Origin of the sequence: Bacillus sp. NP157 (assembly GCA_018889975.1) — a bacterium.
GTDB lineage: Bacteria > Pseudomonadota > Gammaproteobacteria > Xanthomonadales > Rhodanobacteraceae > Luteibacter.
The window spans coordinates 3141184-3157266 of sequence record CP076546.1 but is presented as its reverse complement, the minus strand read 5'-3'; the positions used below and the strand labels follow the sequence as shown (position 1 = coordinate 3157266).

The following is a 16083-nucleotide window of genomic DNA, read 5'->3' as shown; positions in this document are numbered from 1 at the left end:
TCCGTCGGGATCGCCTAGAAATTCGCCCCGAACGAAAGCGTTGCGAAGTCGTGGTCGGCGAGGTTGTCGTAGGTCTGGTGGCCGAGGTAGTTGGTGTAGGTGAGGTTGGCGAACCAGGTCTTGTCCAGGGTGGCGTTGAAGCCGGCGGTGGCCTGCTTGCGACCGCCGACCAGCTGGCCGTCGACGGAGTAGCCGTGCACGTCCTGGCCCAGGCCGAGCGACGGGCTGAGCGTCCAGCGGCCGACGTTGTAGGCAAGGGCTCCCTTGGCGCGCCAGCCCCATGCGGAACGGGTGTAGAAGCCGCCATTGCGGCACCCCGCCGGGTTCTGCACCGCGGGGCAGCCGCCGCCGTTGAGCTCCGTGGAGAAGCCCCAGTGGAAGCCGCGGCCGTAGCGCACGTCACCCAGGCTGGGCAGGTCGGTATGGCTGTACACCGCCTCGGCCGCCAGCGTCGCCGTTTGCGCACCGAGCACGTCCTTGAACGCGTGCGTGGTATTCAGCAGGAGCTGGGTGCGGTCGTAGCGATCGAAACCGTAGAGCACGCCACCGGGTGCGATCAGCGTGTTGCGCACGCCGATCGGTCCGCCGCTGCGGGTCAAGGCCGCGAACATGTCCGCCGTATTGATCTGGACGGGCAGGTCCTGGGTGTAGCTCAGTTCGCCGCCGACCTTCCATCCGCCCAGCATGGTGCTGCCGGAGATGCCCCACAGGCGGATGTCGTTCGGGTATTCCCAAAGAACGTGGATCGACGACAGGCGCGCCGACAGCTGCGCATCGCTGAGCGGCGCACCCGCCGCCACGAGGATCGGCACCAGGCTGTTGTCCTGCAGTGCCGGATCGATGGTGGTGGCGTCGAGGATCGGGTTGCGCGAGTTGTAGCGCAGGTAGTACGCCGCGAGGTACGTCGCGGGACGGTCGAACGTGTACCGCAGCGTGGCGCCGTACTGGCCGCTGTTCTTGCCCTTGATGCTGTCGTAGCGTGGCAGGACGCCGCCCACCGAGTACTGGTAACCGTCGCTCAGCCACTGGCCGGCGCCGGGGCTGTAGGCATTGATCGGGTAGTACGCATTGCTCTCGATGCCGCCGCAGCCCGGGTCGATGCCCAGGTCGGTGCCGGAGAAGAACGTGCCGCAGGGATCGAGCTCGGAAGGACGCCACTTCCATTGCCAGAACGCTTCGGCGCTCCAGTGTTCGTTGAACGTGACCTTGCCCCAAAGCATTTCGACGGGTAGCTGGGCCTCGGTGAGCGGATCGGTGCCGGGCCGGTGCAGCGTGGTGTAGTCGGTGGGATTGACCTGGTTGATGCCCTGCATGAACAGGCCTTCGCCCCACTTCACCGTCTGCTTGCCCACGCGCAGGTCCAGCGCGCTGTCGTCGCCCATGGCGAAGTGGCCGTACGCATAGGCATTGAGCCACATGAAACCGGAAAAGTGATTGGACTTCGACAGCCCGTGGTCGTCGAGCGGCTGGTTGGCGGCGAAGGCACTGGCGCCACTGCCTTGTGGTACATCCTTGTTTTCCAGCGTGTTGTCGTACCAGGTGCGGGCGCTGGCCGCGATCCCGAAGTTCCTGTACTGCAGGTCGACCGAGCTGACGACCTTGAACAGGCTCGAGTAGACATCGCCCTTGCCGTAGTTCAGGTTGCCGTCGTCGGCCGTGTCGGCGCCATCGCCGCCCTTGGGCTTGCCGTCGGAACGAAAACCCTTGCCCACCAGGTGTTTCGACGGATCGTTCAGGCGCACGCCGGTGCCGGCGACCACGCGGGTTTTCAGCGTTCCTTTGACCTCGCCGTCTGCAAGCGTAAAGTCGGTGGCATGCAGGGCGGGGGAGGCGAGCGCCGCGAACGACACCATGGCAAACAGGCGACAACAAGGATGCATCAGTGGTTCCATTCACGACTTGACCCAATTCTAGCCATGGCAGGTATATTCGACGCAAGGCCGTCTGGACGTCCGAACACTAAAACTTTGGTCGCATTGCCGATCGATCCCATGCAGGTCTTTCATTCCCATCCATGAGCGCAACCCTCGAAACCGAACTCGTCGACCATCGCCCGCTGGGGCGTAGCGACGCTAAAACGCTGGTCCTCGCAGCCCTTGGCGGCGCCCTGGAATTCTATGATTTCGTGATCTTCGTCTACTTCGCGAAGACCATCGGCCATCTTTTCTTCCCCGCTGGCGCATCGGACTTCCTCGCGCAGCTGCAGGGCTTCGGGCTGTTCGCGGTGGCTTACCTCGCCCGCCCGCTGGGTGGCATCGTGATGGCCCACTTCGGCGACCGGGTCGGGCGCAAGCGCATGTTTACGCTCAGCGTCTTCCTCATGGCGGTGCCCACGCTGCTGATCGGCCTGCTGCCGACCTACGCGAGCATCGGCGTGTTCGCCCCGATCCTGCTGACGTTGTTCCGCGTGGTGCAGGGCCTGGCCATCGGCGGTGAAATCCCCGGCGCGTGGGTGTTCGTCGCCGAGCACGTGCCGACCCGGCGCGTCGGGCTTGCCTGCGCGAGCCTCACTTCGGGACTCACCGCCGGCATCCTCATCGGTTCGCTCGTCGCCGCTGGGCTCAGCGCGCACCTTGGCGACGCCGACATGCTGGCCTACGGCTGGCGCATCGCCTTCATCCTCGGTGGCATCTTCGGCTTTTTCGCGGTGTACGTGCGCCGCTGGCTAAGCGAAACGCCCGTGTTCGCACGGATGCGCGAGCGGAAGGAGCTTTCCAGCGAGCTTCCCGCGTGGGTGGTGCTGCGTGACCACAAGGCCGGCACGATCCTCTCGATGCTGGTGACGTGGGTGCTGACCGCCGCCATCGTGGTCGACATCCTCATGACCCCGACGCTGATGCAAACCGCGTTCAAAATCGAACAGTCGCGTGCCTTCACCGGCGGCAGCCTCGCCGCGCTGGCGCTGTGCTTCGGCTGTTTCTTCGGTGGCTTGCTGGTGGACAAGGTTGGCCGTGGCCTGGCCCTGTTGATCGGTTCGATCGGCCTGGCGGTGACGACGTACGTGCTGTACTTCGACCTGCAGGCCGGCGGCGCGCACCTGATGTCGCTGTACCCGTTGGCCGGGCTGTTTGCCGGCGTGACGGGCGTGATCCCGGCGATCCTGGTCGCGGCCTTCCCGCCGGCGATCCGCTTCTCCGGCATCTCGCTGTCCTACAACATCGCCTACGCCATCTGTGGGGCGGCGACACCGCTCCTGGTCGGGTTCCTTGCCAGGACCGCCGGGGGCATGGGCCCGGCACACTACGTCGGCGCGGTTTCCCTGGTTGGCGTGGGCTGCGCCATCTATCTGCTGGTGACGAAGCGAGCCTTCTTCCAGCGCTGATTTTCACGACCCGTTCATGCGGGTGACGGGGTAGGCATGCTCCAGTTGCTTCGGCCCCCGGCCTTGGGCATGCTTTCTTCCTACCCGGCCGGTTCCCCAACGGCCATGCCGTTCGTAAACCCACCTGTCGCTCCAGACCCATGACTGACGTCATCACCCTCGGCTGGCGCGAACGGCTTGCCCTTCCGTCGCTCGGCGTTCCCGTCCTCAAGGCAAAACTCGATACGGGCGCGCGCTCGTCGTCGCTGCATGTCGAATGGCTGGAGGTCGACGAACGCGCCGACGGCACGTGGCTGCGTTTCCAGGTGCGCACGACGCGCCGTGGTGGCGTCTCCGCGCCGTGCGAAGCGCGCGCCGTGGGGCGCCGGTCGGTGACCGACTCCGGCGGGCACACGACCCAGCGCTGGTTCATCGAGGCGGAGATCGAGCTCGCCGGCCAGCGTTTCATGGCCGAGGTGAACCTGACCGATCGCCGGCACATGCTCTTTCCGCTTCTTCTCGGCCGCACCGCGCTTCTTGGCCGGTTTAGCGTCGACCCCTCGCTTTCCTACTCGCAGACGCCGCGCCGCGCCGTCCGGGAACCCCAATGAAGATTGCCATCCTGTCGCGCAACGCGCGGCTGTATTCCACCCAGCGCCTGGTCGAGGCCGCGCGCAAGCGCAAGCACACCGTCAAGGTGCTCGATCCGCTGCGCTGCTACATGAGCATCGGCCCGCACGCGTTCGCCATCCACTTCAAGGGCAAGCCGTTGGGCCCGCTGGATTGCGTCATCCCGCGCATCGGTGCCTCGAGCACCTTCTACGGCACGGCCGTGCTGCGCCAGCTGGAACTGATGGGCGTGATGACGCCAAATCCCTCCGATGCCGTGCTGCGCGCCCGCGACAAGCTGCGCAGCCTGCAGTTGCTGGCGGCCCGCGGCATCGGCATGCCGGTGACGGCCTTCGGCGATAACCCGGACGACACCTCCGACCTGCTGGCGATGCTTGGCGATCCGCCGCACATCATCAAGCTGAACGAGGGGACCCAGGGCGCCGGCGTGGTGCTGGCCGAAAAGCGCTCCGCCTCGCAGAGCGTCATCGAGGCGTTCCGCGGCCTGTACGCCAACTTCCTGGTCCAGGAATTCATCCGCGAAGCCAACGGCAGCGACCTGCGCTGCTTCGTGGTCGGCAACGAAGTGGTGGCCGCCATGCAGCGTTCGTCCGCGCCGGGCGAATTCCGCGCCAACCTCCACCGCGGTGGCTTGGCCGCCTCGGTCGAGCTGTCCGACGAGGAGCGCCGGGTGGCCATCGAGGCCGCCTCCGCCCTGGGCCTGGAGGTCGCCGGCGTGGACCTGCTGCGCTCGTCGCGCGGCCCCTTGCTGCTGGAAGTGAACGCCTCACCGGGCCTGGAAGGCATCGAGGGCAGCACCGGGGTGGACGTCGCCGGGGCGATCATCGCCCACTGCGAGGCTCGCCTGGCCGCCCGCCCGGCCACGCCCAAGGTCCGCCGGCCCCGGTCCCCCAAGGGGTTAACAGCGATTTAAACGCCGACCCCCTATAAAGAACCCACTGTGATTCCGCCAGCCGGAGTGACGGTATCGGGGCAGTAGTTCTTTCGGCCCGGGCGGCTTTCCGCCCGGGCCTCTCTTTTGCTGCTGTCCGCTTCACGAATTCCCCGTTAAGCTTGCGGTCGCAATACTCTTGCGACAGCACAACGGAGTGCCGCATGCGCGTCCTGGTCATCGAAGACAACACCGACATCGCCACCAACATCGGGGACTACCTCGAAGACCGTGGCCACGTAGTCGATTTCGCCGGTGACGGTGTCACTGGCCTGCACCTGGCCGTCGTCCACGATTTCGACGTGATCGTGCTCGACCTCACCCTGCCGGGGATGGACGGGCTCGACGTGGCAAAGAAGCTGCGCCACGAGGCCCACAAGCAGACCCCGGTGCTCATGCTCACCGCCCGCGACTCGCTGGAGCACAAGCTCACCGGCTTCGAGTCCGGCGCGGACGACTACATGACCAAGCCGTTCGCCCTGCAGGAACTGGCCGCCCGCCTCGAAGTGCTGGCGCGCCGTGGCAAGGGCCCGCAGAGCCGCGTGCTCAAGGTCGATGGCCTGACCTACAACCTGGATACGCTGACCGTCACCCGCGAGGGCAAGTCGATCCAGCTCAACCCGATCGGCCTGAAACTGCTCCAGGCGCTGATGGAGGCCAGCCCGTCCGTGGTGACGCGGCAGGACCTCGAACAGCGCGTGTGGGGCGAAGAACTGCCGGATTCCGATTCGCTGCGCGTGCATATCCATGGCCTGCGCGCCGCCATCGACAAACCCTTCGAGAAGCCGTTGATCCATACGCGCCACGGCATCGGATATCGCATGGTCGATCCGGATGCGGTCCCGACGTAAGCTCCGCTTCCGCCTGGTCGTCACGTTCACGCTGTTTGGGTTCGGCCTGAGTGCGCTTTTCGCATTCGCCGCGCTCAACATCCGCACGCGCGTCGAAGAGCAACTGATCAACTCGGCCTTGCAGGACGAGGTGGATTCGCTCAACCAGAAGGTGCGCAACAACCAGCCGATCTCGTTCGAGATCCTCAAGGGCGCGACGCTCAGCGACCGCACGATCTACAAGGCCCCGTTGTCCTGGCAGAACCTGGACACGGGCGTCCATGACATCTTCGAAGACGACAAGGACGGCAAGCGCCACCATTACAAGGTGGCGGTGCGGCGGCAGGACGGCATCATCAGCTTCCTGCAGTTCGATGTATCGCGCGACGAGCTTGGCAAGCGCCAGCTGCTGACCAGCGTGATCGCGGCCGTGTTCCTGTTTGGCCTGCTGTCGCTGGTGCTGGGTGTGTGGCTGTCGTCGCGCGTACTGCGTCCGGTGACCGACCTGGCCCGCCGCCTGCGCGATTTCCGTCGTGCCGGCAAGGCCGAAGCGCTGGCGCCACACTTCGCCGACGACGAAATCGGCGAGCTGGCCGTTGCGCTCGACGAGTACGCCACGCGCCTCACCGCCGTGGTCGAGCGCGATCGCGAATTCAACTCCGACGTCAGCCACGAGCTGCGCACGCCGTTGGCGGTGATCGCGAGCACGACCGAATTGCTGCAAGGGTCGCCCGACCTCACCGACAAGCTGCGTGAGCGACTCAAGCGCATCGAGCGCGCGTCGCGCCAGGCGACCGAGCTGATCGAAGCGCTGTTGCTGCTGTCGCGTGCGGAACGTCGTGGTCCCACGCGCGGCGAGGTGACCGACGTCGCCAGGGTCGCCAGCGACGTGATCGAGAGCCAGCGTCCGCAGATGGGCGGCAAGCCGATCGACATCGAGTTGATCTCGGATGGCTCGGTGACGGTCAATGCACCCGCGTCGGTGCTGTCGGTGGCACTCACCAACCTGATCGGCAATGCCATCAAGTACACGATGGAAGGCATGGTCACCGTGCGCGTGTTGGATGGTCGCATCGACGTGATCGACACCGGCCCGGGCATCAAGCCGGAAGACGCCGAGAAGCTGTTCCAGCGTGGCATCCGCGGGGAAAGCGCGACAGGCGGCGGTGCAGGCCTGGGCCTGGCGATCGTGCGCCGCCTGTGCGAACTGTACGGATGGGACGTGTCGCTGCGGCCGCGTCCGGAAATGGCCGGCGCCATTTCCACCATCGATTTCCGATAACGGCGATGTAGGAGCGCGCCTGCGCGCGACCGAAATCCCCGTCGCGTCTCACCTGTCATCAAGATTTCATTCAGACGTCCGATCATCGCGAGTTCTTACGGCGCGTGATGGGTCGCCTCAGGGGAGGCTGGCCGCGACGCGCCTGCGATGAAAGGATGCAGGCCCTTGTTCAAGCAGACTGTCCTGGCCGTGGCGCTCGCCATGGCCCTGTCTTCCGTCGCCGTGGCGGCCGAACCCGATACCACCGCCACCGATACGACCAGCACGACGGCCGCAGGCAAGCGTGAAAAAGCGCAGGATCTCGACGCGGTTTCCGTGATCGGCACCGGCGAATCGCGCCAGGTGCAGCGCTCGCGTCCGCAGGACCAGAAGTCGCTGCCGCCCGGCACCAGCCTGCAAAAAGTGCTCAACACGCTGCCTGGCGTGAACGCACAGTCGGTCGATGCACTGGGTTCGAACGAACAGTCCATGACGCTGAGCCTGCGCGGCTTCAGCGGCACGCGCCTTGGCTACACGCTCGACGGCATGCCGCTCGGCGACAGCGCTTACAACAACTACAACGGCCTTTCGATCAATCGCGCGCTGATCTCGGAAAACTTCGCGGGCGCGGAACTCTCCGAAGGCATCGGCAACCTCGGTACGCCGTCCACCAGCAACCTCGGCGGTACGATTGCCTACAGCTCGGGCGACCCGTTGAAAAAAATGGGTGGCCGCGTGGTGCAGACCTTCGGCAGCGACCAGAACCGGCGCACCTTCGCCCGCTTCGATACGGGCGAGTACAACGGCTTCTCGATGTACCTCTCGGGCGCACGCACCGAATCCGACCTGTGGAACCACCAGTCGGCGTACAACAAGTCCACCACCAAGCAGTTCAACGGCAAGGCCGTGTGGGACTTCGACTGGGCTCGCATCACCGGCTTCGCCGACACCTCGCGCACCTCGCAGGCCGACTATTTCTACCTGTCGAAGAGCGAGATGGCGCGCGGCCTTGGTTGGGACTGGGGCGGCTCGGCCCCGGACTGGAACAAGGCGATCGGCAAGGCCTACTGCAACGCGGCGACCTTCAACGCGGCGCGTTGCGACCGCAGCGGTGCCGACACCGACGCGGATGGCGCGTTCACCGCCGGCCAGATCCTGCGTAACGATGACCTCTACTATCTCGCCGGCGATTTCTTCCCTAGCGACACGGTGACCATCCACGCGATGGCCTACCACCACGAAGACGCGGGCGAAGGCCACAACTGGAACAGCGGCACCTACTCGTACCCGGGTACGCCACAGCAGCTGCCGATTATCTTCCGCAACACTCTGTACACCATCAACCGTAGCGGCGCGTTGCTGTCGGCCGGGTGGGACATCGCCAACCAGCACATCGAAGGCGGCGTCTGGTACGAGCACAACATCTCGTCCGCATCGCGCTACAGCAGCTACGTGACCGGCCCGCGCGACCTAAGCGCGCCGATCGACGCCACGCCCGACCTTGGCGTGTTCGACCAGCGCACGGTGTGGAACACGCGCCAGGCTTTCCTGCAGGACACGATGCACTTCCTGGATGAGCGCCTCACCGTCGACGTGGGCGTGAAGAGCCCCCACGTGACGTCGGACGCGACCGCGCTTCCGGGCGATGCGGTGAAGCCGATCCCGGCAAACTCGAACAACCAGTTCGCGACCGGCAAGCTCAGTGCCAGCAAGGCCTTGCTGCCGCAGGCCGGCGTGCGCTACAAGCTCGACGATACACAGGAGGTATTCGCCAGCTTCTCCAAGAACATCGCGATGTTCCAGGGTGGCTTCAAGCTTGGTCCGCAGGCCGTCAGCCAGGCGACGTGGGACTCGCAGGGTTCGCTCAAGCCCGAGAAGTCGCGCAGTCTGGAAGCCGGCTATCGCATCGAGACCGGTTCGATCGCCGCGTCCGCGGCTGCCTACACCGTGCGCTTCGACAATCGCCTGCTGCAGTACAACCCCTGCGACTCGCGCAGCCCGGTGGGCCCGAACTGCGGTAACCGCTTCTACAACGTCGGCGGCGTCGACAGCCATGGCGTGGAACTGACCTTCGTCTGGACGCCGGTGGACAGCGTGCGCTGGTTCAACTCGGCCTCCTACAACCGCTCGACCTATGCCAGCGACTACACCCAGGCCGGCGTGGTCCAGCACACCAAGGGTAAGATCCAGACCGACACGCCGACCAAGATGTTCGCGACGCAGATCGACTGGAACCAGGGCCCGTGGTTCGCCTCGCTGCGCGGCAAGTACACCGGCAAGCGCTACTACACCTACACCAACGATCGCGGCTTCGGCGGCTTCACCCTGTGGGACGTGAGCGGCGGTTACGACTTCGGTCCGGCCTGGTTCGCCAGGGATATCCGCCTGTCGGTCAACGTCACCAACCTGGGCGACAAGCGCTACGCCAGCAACTTCGATTCCAGCGTGTTCGCACCGAGCGATCCGACCGGCACGATCTACGTATTCCATGCGTCGGCGCCGCGCCAGTACTTCGCCAACCTCGACGTCCGCTTCTGATGCGCGCGCTGCTCGGGGGACTCATCGCGACGTGCCTGGCAGGGAGCGCCGCGGCGCAGTCCCTCGAGGTGCGCCAGCCCGACATCGCCACCACGCCGTTGCCGCGCAGCGTCGTGGTGGGTGGTACGACGTATGTCGACCAGGGCCTCGTCGCCGCCGGCGTGTTGCCGGCAGGGACGATTGATTTCCTCGGCGACACCTTGGGGTCGTTCTCGTCATTGGCGATCGAGCCGGGCTCGTGGAAGCGCGAAGGCGACACGTATACCGGCGTGTTGTGGACGTTGCCGGATCGTGGCCGTAACGATCCGGAGCACAATGTGTTCTTCGATTATGCGGGGCGGGTGAATCGGATTCGGTTTTCGATGACGGTTTCGCAGGATGCGGTCGCGCGGGTTGGGCTGGTGCCGGATGGTGGGATCGAGCTGAAGGATTTCGCCGGCAAGCCGTTCACGGGCGCCGAGCCGGCGGCGGGCACGCTCAACCAGCACGGTGTCGTGCTGCCGTCGCCGGCCAGCGGCATCGGCGCAGGCAAGATCTCGCTGGACGCCGAATCGCTGCAGTTCATCCCTGGCGGTGGCTTCTACATCGGTGACGAATACGCCGCCAACGTCTATCGCTTCGATGCGAAGGGCAAGCTGGTCGGCATCCTCGTGCCGCCGAAGGCTGCACGTCCGGTAGGCACCGACGGCAAGCCGTATTTCACCTCTTTGAAGCCGCCGGTGAGTGGCCGTCGCAACAACCAGGGCGTCGAAGGCATGGCCCTGTCGCCGGATGGCACGCGCCTGTTCGTGATGTTGCAGAGCGCCGTATTGCAGGACTCGGCGGGCACGGAGGGATCGTCCCGCGCCAACACGCGCGTGTTCGTCTATGACGTCTCGCACGACAGGACGCCCGCCAGGCCCATCGGCCACTACGTGGTCACCTTGCCGGTCTATGACGATCGCGGTGCCGGTGGCGCGCCGAACCGCACGGCGGCGCAAAGCGAAATCCGCGTGCTCGATAACCATCGCTTCCTGATGCTGACCCGCGACGGCAGCGGCTGGGGTGCGGACGGTGGCAAGCCCATCGTGTTCAAGAGCATCGTGGTGGTCGATACGCAGGGCGCGACCAACCTCGCCGGCACGCCGTACGAAACCGGTACCGAATCGGTCGTGGGGCAGGGCGGTGCGTTGCGCGACACGATCCATCCGGCGACGTGGAAGCCGCTGGTAAACCTGCTCGATCCTGCCGACCTCGCCCGGGCCGGACTGTCGCTCGAAGCGGGGCACGCCGGGCTCGCCCAGCTCTCCGAGAAGTGGGAAGCGATGGACCTGCTGCCGGTGCTCGACCCGGCGCATCCGGATGACTGGTTCCTGCTCGTGGGCAACGACAACGACTTCATCGCGAAGCACTGCGTGATGGAAGGCCAGGCGTGTGATTCGCCGATCGACAACGACAACCGCATCCTCGTGTACCGGCTGACCTTGCCGGGCATGCGTTCCAGCACCGCTCCCCACCATTGAAAGGGTCCCGCGCATGATGAAACGTACGCTGTCACCGCTGATCGCCGCCGCGCTGCTGCTGGGCACGGCTACCGTCCACGCCAATTCCCCCGCCTACGTGGATAGCAAGGAATACAAGGCTTTGATCGATCCGTCGCGCTTCGCGTCGAATCCGTCGAGCGCCGCCGCGACCTTGCTGCAGAACCTTTCGGCACGCCTTTCCGTGCTCGGCTTCGACAAGACCGTCACCGGCAGCTTCAGCGCGGGCGATCGCGACACGCTCACCTACATCGATACGCCACATACCTGCCAGCTGATGAGCCGTGGCTATTCGGTGCGCACGCGCACGGGCGACCATAACGACATCCAGTTCAAGTTCCGCCATCCGGACGAAGAGCTGTCTTACTGGACCGATGTCTCGGGCGCCGGGAAGAACAAGGATACGAAGCTGGAAACCGACGTGACGCCGGGCGGACTGGTGCTCGCGCACTCGACCAAGCAGGACGCGATGACGACGCCGGCCACGGTCGCCGACCTGGCCAAACAGTTCCCGGGTGCGTCCGCGTTGTCGGCCATCAACAGCTCCTCGCTGTCGAAGGTTGCCGGCGTGACGGTCACCCAGCAGGAATACGACGGCCCGGTGTCCGACCTCGGCCAGTCGCAGGCGGAGTTCGCGCTGACCCTGTGGTACGTGGACGGTGCGGCCACGCCCACGCTGGCGGAACTGTCGTTCCGCGTTGAAGCGGATGCCGATAAATACTTCACCACGCCGGTGCTACAGCGCTCTCAGCTGCTCAACCAGGCCATCGGTTCGATCGGCAACGGCTGGAACGTTGCCAACGACGGCGGCAAGACCAGCTGGCTCTACGCCTACAAGTCCCCCGCCTACCCCAACGGCTTCTGCCAGTAACCCACCAGAACCCGTTTTGTAGGAGCGACCCTGGTCGCGACGGCTCTTGGCGGTCGCGACCAGGGTCGCTCCTACACTCCTCCCCATCACCCCTTCGGCGCAGCCTCGCTACACGCCGCACCATGGCACGCAATCTCGATCGGCGTGCTGGTACCCGGGCAGGCGCTGTAGAAGCGTGCATCCGTGCCGCCGACGCTACGCACATGCAGCAGCCGCTCGCACTGGTGCTTCGAGGCGATGTCCTGCGCCGCGACGAACATTGGCTTGCTGACGCGATCGTCCAGCGCGGCGATCCCGCCCGGTGCAGGTGCAAGCGTCGGCTCCGCTGCCGTCGCAGCAGACGTCGCCGGCACGGCAGTGGCGGCAGGCGCGGCTGTCGCGTCGTCCGCGGGCGCAGGCGTGGCAGCGGCAGCCACGGCAGCGGTCGGTGCCGCCGGCACGGCCGCGATCGAATCAGCGGCAGGCGCCGGCACGGGCGTGTGCGCATCACCCGCGTTGTCTTCCGGCATGCGGAACGCAGCAACGTCCGTGCGCAGCAGTTTGAGCGAACGAACTTCCTTCTCGCCTTCGGCGTCGCTCACCTGGTGCAGCCCGGTGCGCGCGATGAAGAAACCGATCTTCACGTCCTGCCACACGTAATAGCGCTGGCCGGCCTTCACGTCGATGTCGAGCGTGGCGGTGTTCTCGCCGCGCGAGGTGATGGTGTGCTTGCCCGGCGCGAGGGCCAGTTTGAAGAAGCTGTCCGGGCCGGTGGAGCCGACGGTGGTCTGGTCCACGTCGATGCCGAGGCTAATGGCAGCGCCGAGGATGGTGTTGCGGTAGATGTAGACGACCGCCTTGTCGGTGAGCGGTACGAAGACCTTGGCCTTGTCGCTGGTGGCGCGATCGACGCGATGGACCGGCGCGCAGCCGGCGAGCGTGAACGCGATCGCCAACGCCGCGGTGGCGGCGAAGTGCTTGCGAATCATTGGTTGCTTCCCCCTGTAGGAATGCGCGGGCGATCCATTCGCCTGCGCGGACGCATCGTAGCGCGCCAGCCCGGGCGTGCAACAGGGCCCGGGCTGGCCTTACCGCTTATGCGTATGGCTTAGACCGGCTCGAGCCAGCCCCAGCGATCCTGCGTCTTGCCGCTGAACAGGCCGAAGTACAGGTCCTGCAGGCGACGGGTGATCGGGCCGGCCTTGCCGGTGCCGACCTGCTTGCTGTCGACCGAGCGGATCGGGGTGACCTCGGCGGCAGTGCCGCACATCAGGATCTCGTCGGCGAGGTATAGGTACTCGCGCGGCAGGTCGCGTTCGATGACCTCGATGCCTTCCTCGCGCGCCAGCGTGATCAGGGTATGGCGGGTGATGCCGGTGAGGATGGACGCGCTCGCCGGGGTGGTATGCAGGGCGCCATCGAAAACGAGGAACAGGTTCTCGCCCGCGCCTTCGCTGAGCAGGCCGGTGGAGGCCAGCGCAATGCCCTCGCCGAAGCCGAGACGGCGCGCTTCACGCGCGATCAGCTGGCCGGAAAGGTAGTTACCGCCGGCCTTCGCACCGGCCGGGATCGTATTCGGGGCGAACCGCTGCCAGCTCGACACGCAGGCGTCGATGCCGTTTTCCAGCGCCTCGGGCCCGAGGTACGGACCCATCGGCCAGCTGGCCACGGCCACGTCGATCGGTGTCTCGGCCGAGAGACCGAAGCCGCCGAGGCCACGATAGGCGACCGGGCGCAGGTAAGCGGCGCTCTGCTCGTTTTTACTGATCACGGTGCGGCAGGCGTCGGCCAGCTCGTCGATCGTGTACGGCAGCACCATGTCGTAAATCTTTGCGGACAGGTACAGGCGCTTGAGATGATCGGTCAGGCGGAAGATCGCGGCGCCATCCGGCGTCTCATAGCTGCGGATGCCTTCGAAAACGGACGAGCCGTAATGCAGGGCATGCGACATGACATGTGCCGTGGCATCGCGCCAGGCCTTCACCTGGCCGTTCTGCCAGATCCATTCGGGGTAGTTCTGCGACATGGGAGCGCTCCGGAGGGGACCGCTCATCATAACGGCTAAGCCTGCCCGCCACATGGCGCGCCGCGCCATCCCAGGCCCGCGGCCATGCGCCTTACGTCGGCGGCCGCAACCACAGGCAGCCCGAGTCCTTCACCACGCCGAAGTGCACGTGCCGGGTCGAGCCATCTCCGGTCGGTCGGGTGACCGCGTCGATCCCGTCCGTTTCGTCGCCTTCCAGGGAGAGCAGGGTTTGCCTGACCACGCCCTCGAGCGTGCGAATGTTCTCCACCGCACCCCCGCTGCCGTAGCCGGTCCAGAGGGTGAGCCCGCCGATGCGGTTCGCGTCGCGGGTGGTGAAGGCGGTGGCCACCGCGATGCGCAGGGTCGCCATGTCCTTGGCGCAGAGCAGGCCCGTGCTGGGCGAGGCGCCCGGCGCGGCCGCGCTGGAGCTGGCCGGGGCGGGCGGCATCACCGACGTGGCCCCGACGAGATTGCACGGCTGGTCGGAAAAGACCGGCCGGCCGTCCTTGCCGATGCAGCGGTGGATCGTCGTCTGCGCGGCGACCGGAAGGGTCGCGAGCAACAGGATGAGCAGGAAGACGGCACGGATCACGGGAAGGGCGGCTGGGGGCATAAGGCGCCATCATCCGCGACCGCCGGGGATTACGCCATGACGGCGAGCACGTTTGCCGTCACCCAAGCCGTTCGAGCACGGCCGTGGTCGCCCGGGCCCTGTTGATCGTATAGAAATGCAGGCCAGGCGCGCCGCCGTCGAGCAGGCGCCGGCAAAGCTCGGCCACCACGTCGGCCCCGAGGTCGCGGACGGCCGCGGCGTCGTCGCCATGCGCCTGCATCCGCTTGACGATCCAGCGCGGTATTTCGGCACCGCATTGCTCTGAAAACCGGCGCAACTGGCTGAAGTTGGCGATGGGCATGATTCCCGGAACGATCGGGATGTTCACGCCGAGCCGGCTGACGTCGTCCACGAAGCGGAAATACGCGTCCGAGTTGAAGAAGTACTGGGTGATGGCGCCGTTCGCGCCGGCGTCGCACTTCGCCTTGAAGTGGCGCAGGTCGACCAGGGCGTTGTCGGCCTGGGGATGCGTTTCCGGATAGGCCGCCACCTCGATGTGGAAATGGTCGCCGCTGTGCTCGCGGATGAAGCCGACCAGTTCCGCGGCGTAGCGAAAGTCGCCCGGCGTGGCCATGCCCGAGGGCAGGTCGCCGCGCAGCGCGACGATGCGGCGGCAGCCGCGCTCCTTGTACTCGTCGAGCAGGGCGCGGATCTCGGCCCGGGTGCCGCCCATGCAGGACAGGTGGGGCGCCACCGACAGGCCGTGCTGGCTGCGCAGCCGCTTCACCGTGTCGCCGGTGTAGCTCAGGGTCGAACCGCCGGCACCGAAGGTCACCGAGACGTAGTCGGGCGCATGGTTTTTCAGCCGGTCGACCGCCTTGTCCAGCTGGTCGCGCTGTTCGTCGGTCTTGGGCGGGAAGAATTCGAAGCTGATGGCGGGCATGGGTCGACACCGTAGAGCGATGTGCCGAGTATATATCTTTCCATCCAGATGGAAAGATGGCTATTCATGGTGCGAGAGGCCGTCGGCGCCACGCCGTCTCGTTCAGCATCACCCTGCAAAATGAGTCGTCACCGACCGTTTCCCCTGGAGCTTCCGATGCCCGTATTCACCCCTGTCGTCGCGCCCTGTACCGCCGGGATGTTGTCGCTGGCCACGGACGGGCGCGATGGCGACCTAGACGGCATGTCCCACGGCGGCAGCTATCTGGTCGTGACGAACAAGGCCGGCAAAGCGTGCACCGTGCCCGGCCTGCCGATGGTGTCGTTGAAGGACGCCCAGGGCGCGGTGCTGCCGGCGGCACGCAAGGCGCCGGTCGGCATGCATCCTGGCCCGGCCGTCGTGCCGGTGCGGCTGGAACCCGGTGCCAGCGCGCAGGCTTCCCTGCGCTGGGTGTCGGGGGAGGTCTTCGACAAGAGCCGCTGCGTCGACCCCGCGCGCGTTGAAGTCCGCTTCGGCGACCAGGTGCTGCGCGCCGACCTCGCCGGCCACCTGTGTGGCGAAGACGGCAAGCCGATCGACTTCGAACAGTCGACGCTTACCAGCGTGCGCTGACGTTGAAGTAAGCCCCGCCCCGTAGCATCCTGTGCGCGGGCCAGACAGGGCCCGCCAGGCGCCACGCGGCGGCCGGCATACAAGGGAC

At 66.2% G+C, this 16083-nt stretch carries 14 protein-coding genes; 9 read left to right on the top strand and 5 right to left on the bottom strand.

Features of this window, described 5'->3' with window-relative positions; genetic code table 11:
• Positions 1–14: 14 nt before the first annotated feature.
• Positions 15–1880: a DUF1302 domain-containing protein gene (locus tag KPL74_14515; GenBank protein ID QWT18955.1), complete on the bottom strand. Its 1866-nt coding sequence runs from the start codon at positions 1878–1880 to the stop codon at positions 15–17.
• A 134-nt stretch (positions 1881–2014) separates the two neighbouring features.
• Between KPL74_14515 and KPL74_14510 the strand changes: the two genes are divergently transcribed.
• The 8 genes from KPL74_14510 (at position 2015) to KPL74_14475 (ending at position 11882) form a co-directional block, all read left to right on the top strand.
• Complete coding sequence (locus tag KPL74_14510) at positions 2015–3322, top strand: MFS transporter (protein QWT18954.1); 1308 nt, start codon at positions 2015–2017, stop codon at positions 3320–3322.
• A 140-nt stretch (positions 3323–3462) separates the two neighbouring features.
• A complete protein-coding gene (locus KPL74_14505; GenBank protein ID QWT18953.1) occupies positions 3463–3912 on the top strand; it encodes a RimK/LysX family protein in 450 nt (149 codons plus the stop codon).
• On the top strand, positions 3909–4844 hold the full coding sequence (gene rimK / locus KPL74_14500) for a 30S ribosomal protein S6--L-glutamate ligase (protein ID QWT18952.1): 936 nt from the start codon (positions 3909–3911) through the stop codon (positions 4842–4844). Before KPL74_14505 ends, rimK begins: the two co-directional genes overlap by 4 nt.
• A 182-nt stretch (positions 4845–5026) precedes the next feature.
• Positions 5027–5713 (top strand): response regulator transcription factor, encoded by a 687-nt coding sequence (locus KPL74_14495; protein QWT18951.1) that lies wholly within the window; start codon positions 5027–5029, stop codon positions 5711–5713.
• Positions 5697–6974, top strand: a complete 1278-nt coding sequence (locus tag KPL74_14490) for a HAMP domain-containing histidine kinase (GenBank protein QWT18950.1) — start codon at positions 5697–5699, stop codon at positions 6972–6974. The genes KPL74_14495 and KPL74_14490 overlap by 17 nt, the downstream gene beginning before the upstream one ends.
• Positions 6975–7139: 165 nt before the next feature.
• Positions 7140–9491, top strand: a complete 2352-nt coding sequence (locus tag KPL74_14485) for a TonB-dependent receptor (protein QWT18949.1) — start codon at positions 7140–7142, stop codon at positions 9489–9491.
• A complete protein-coding gene (locus KPL74_14480) occupies positions 9491–10993 on the top strand; it encodes an esterase-like activity of phytase family protein (GenBank protein ID QWT18948.1) in 1503 nt (500 codons plus the stop codon). The genes KPL74_14485 and KPL74_14480 overlap by 1 nt, the downstream gene beginning before the upstream one ends.
• 13 nt (positions 10994–11006) lie before the next feature.
• Complete coding sequence (locus KPL74_14475) at positions 11007–11882, top strand: hypothetical protein (GenBank protein ID QWT18947.1); 876 nt, start codon at positions 11007–11009, stop codon at positions 11880–11882.
• Positions 11883–11968: 86 nt separating this feature from the next.
• Here the strand turns inward: KPL74_14475 and KPL74_14470 are convergent, their stop codons facing one another.
• From KPL74_14470 to metF, 4 genes are all read right to left on the bottom strand, one after another.
• Positions 11969–12850: a DUF2846 domain-containing protein gene (locus tag KPL74_14470; protein QWT18946.1), complete on the bottom strand. Its 882-nt coding sequence runs from the start codon at positions 12848–12850 to the stop codon at positions 11969–11971.
• A gap of 119 nt (positions 12851–12969) precedes the next feature.
• A complete protein-coding gene (locus tag KPL74_14465; protein QWT18945.1) occupies positions 12970–13887 on the bottom strand; it encodes a branched-chain amino acid transaminase in 918 nt (305 codons plus the stop codon).
• Between the two features lie 91 nt (positions 13888–13978).
• The gene (locus KPL74_14460) at positions 13979–14500 is read right to left on the bottom strand and encodes a DUF4124 domain-containing protein (GenBank protein ID QWT18944.1); all 522 of its coding nucleotides are present in this window, start codon (positions 14498–14500) and stop codon (positions 13979–13981) included.
• Between the two features lie 58 nt (positions 14501–14558).
• A complete protein-coding gene (gene metF, locus KPL74_14455; protein ID QWT18943.1) occupies positions 14559–15383 on the bottom strand; it encodes a methylenetetrahydrofolate reductase [NAD(P)H] in 825 nt (274 codons plus the stop codon).
• A gap of 156 nt (positions 15384–15539) precedes the next feature.
• Between metF and KPL74_14450 the strand changes: the two genes are divergently transcribed.
• Entirely contained in the window at positions 15540–15995 is a 456-nt protein-coding gene (locus tag KPL74_14450) for a DUF4232 domain-containing protein (protein ID QWT18942.1), read from the top strand.
• Positions 15996–16083: the final 88 nt, after the last annotated feature.

Bases quoted from the DNA above. Each gene is read 5' to 3' on its own strand.
- KPL74_14515 (QWT18955.1), bottom strand. From the start codon at position 1,880: ATGCATCCTTGTTGTCGCCTGTTTGCCATGGTGTCGTTCGCGGCGCTC.
- KPL74_14510 (QWT18954.1), top strand. From the start codon at position 2,015: ATGAGCGCAACCCTCGAAACCGAACTCGTCGACCATCGCCCGCTGGGG.
- KPL74_14505 (QWT18953.1), top strand. From the start codon at position 3,463: ATGACTGACGTCATCACCCTCGGCTGGCGCGAACGGCTTGCCCTTCCG.
- rimK (QWT18952.1), top strand. From the start codon at position 3,909: ATGAAGATTGCCATCCTGTCGCGCAACGCGCGGCTGTATTCCACCCAG.
- KPL74_14495 (QWT18951.1), top strand. From the start codon at position 5,027: ATGCGCGTCCTGGTCATCGAAGACAACACCGACATCGCCACCAACATC.
- KPL74_14490 (QWT18950.1), top strand. From the start codon at position 5,697: ATGCGGTCCCGACGTAAGCTCCGCTTCCGCCTGGTCGTCACGTTCACG.
- KPL74_14480 (QWT18948.1), top strand. From the start codon at position 9,491: ATGCGCGCGCTGCTCGGGGGACTCATCGCGACGTGCCTGGCAGGGAGC.
- KPL74_14475 (QWT18947.1), top strand. From the start codon at position 11,007: ATGATGAAACGTACGCTGTCACCGCTGATCGCCGCCGCGCTGCTGCTG.
- KPL74_14470 (QWT18946.1), bottom strand. From the start codon at position 12,850: ATGATTCGCAAGCACTTCGCCGCCACCGCGGCGTTGGCGATCGCGTTC.
- KPL74_14465 (QWT18945.1), bottom strand. From the start codon at position 13,887: ATGTCGCAGAACTACCCCGAATGGATCTGGCAGAACGGCCAGGTGAAG.
- KPL74_14460 (QWT18944.1), bottom strand. From the start codon at position 14,500: ATGCCCCCAGCCGCCCTTCCCGTGATCCGTGCCGTCTTCCTGCTCATC.
- metF (QWT18943.1), bottom strand. From the start codon at position 15,383: ATGCCCGCCATCAGCTTCGAATTCTTCCCGCCCAAGACCGACGAACAG.
- KPL74_14450 (QWT18942.1), top strand. From the start codon at position 15,540: ATGCCCGTATTCACCCCTGTCGTCGCGCCCTGTACCGCCGGGATGTTG.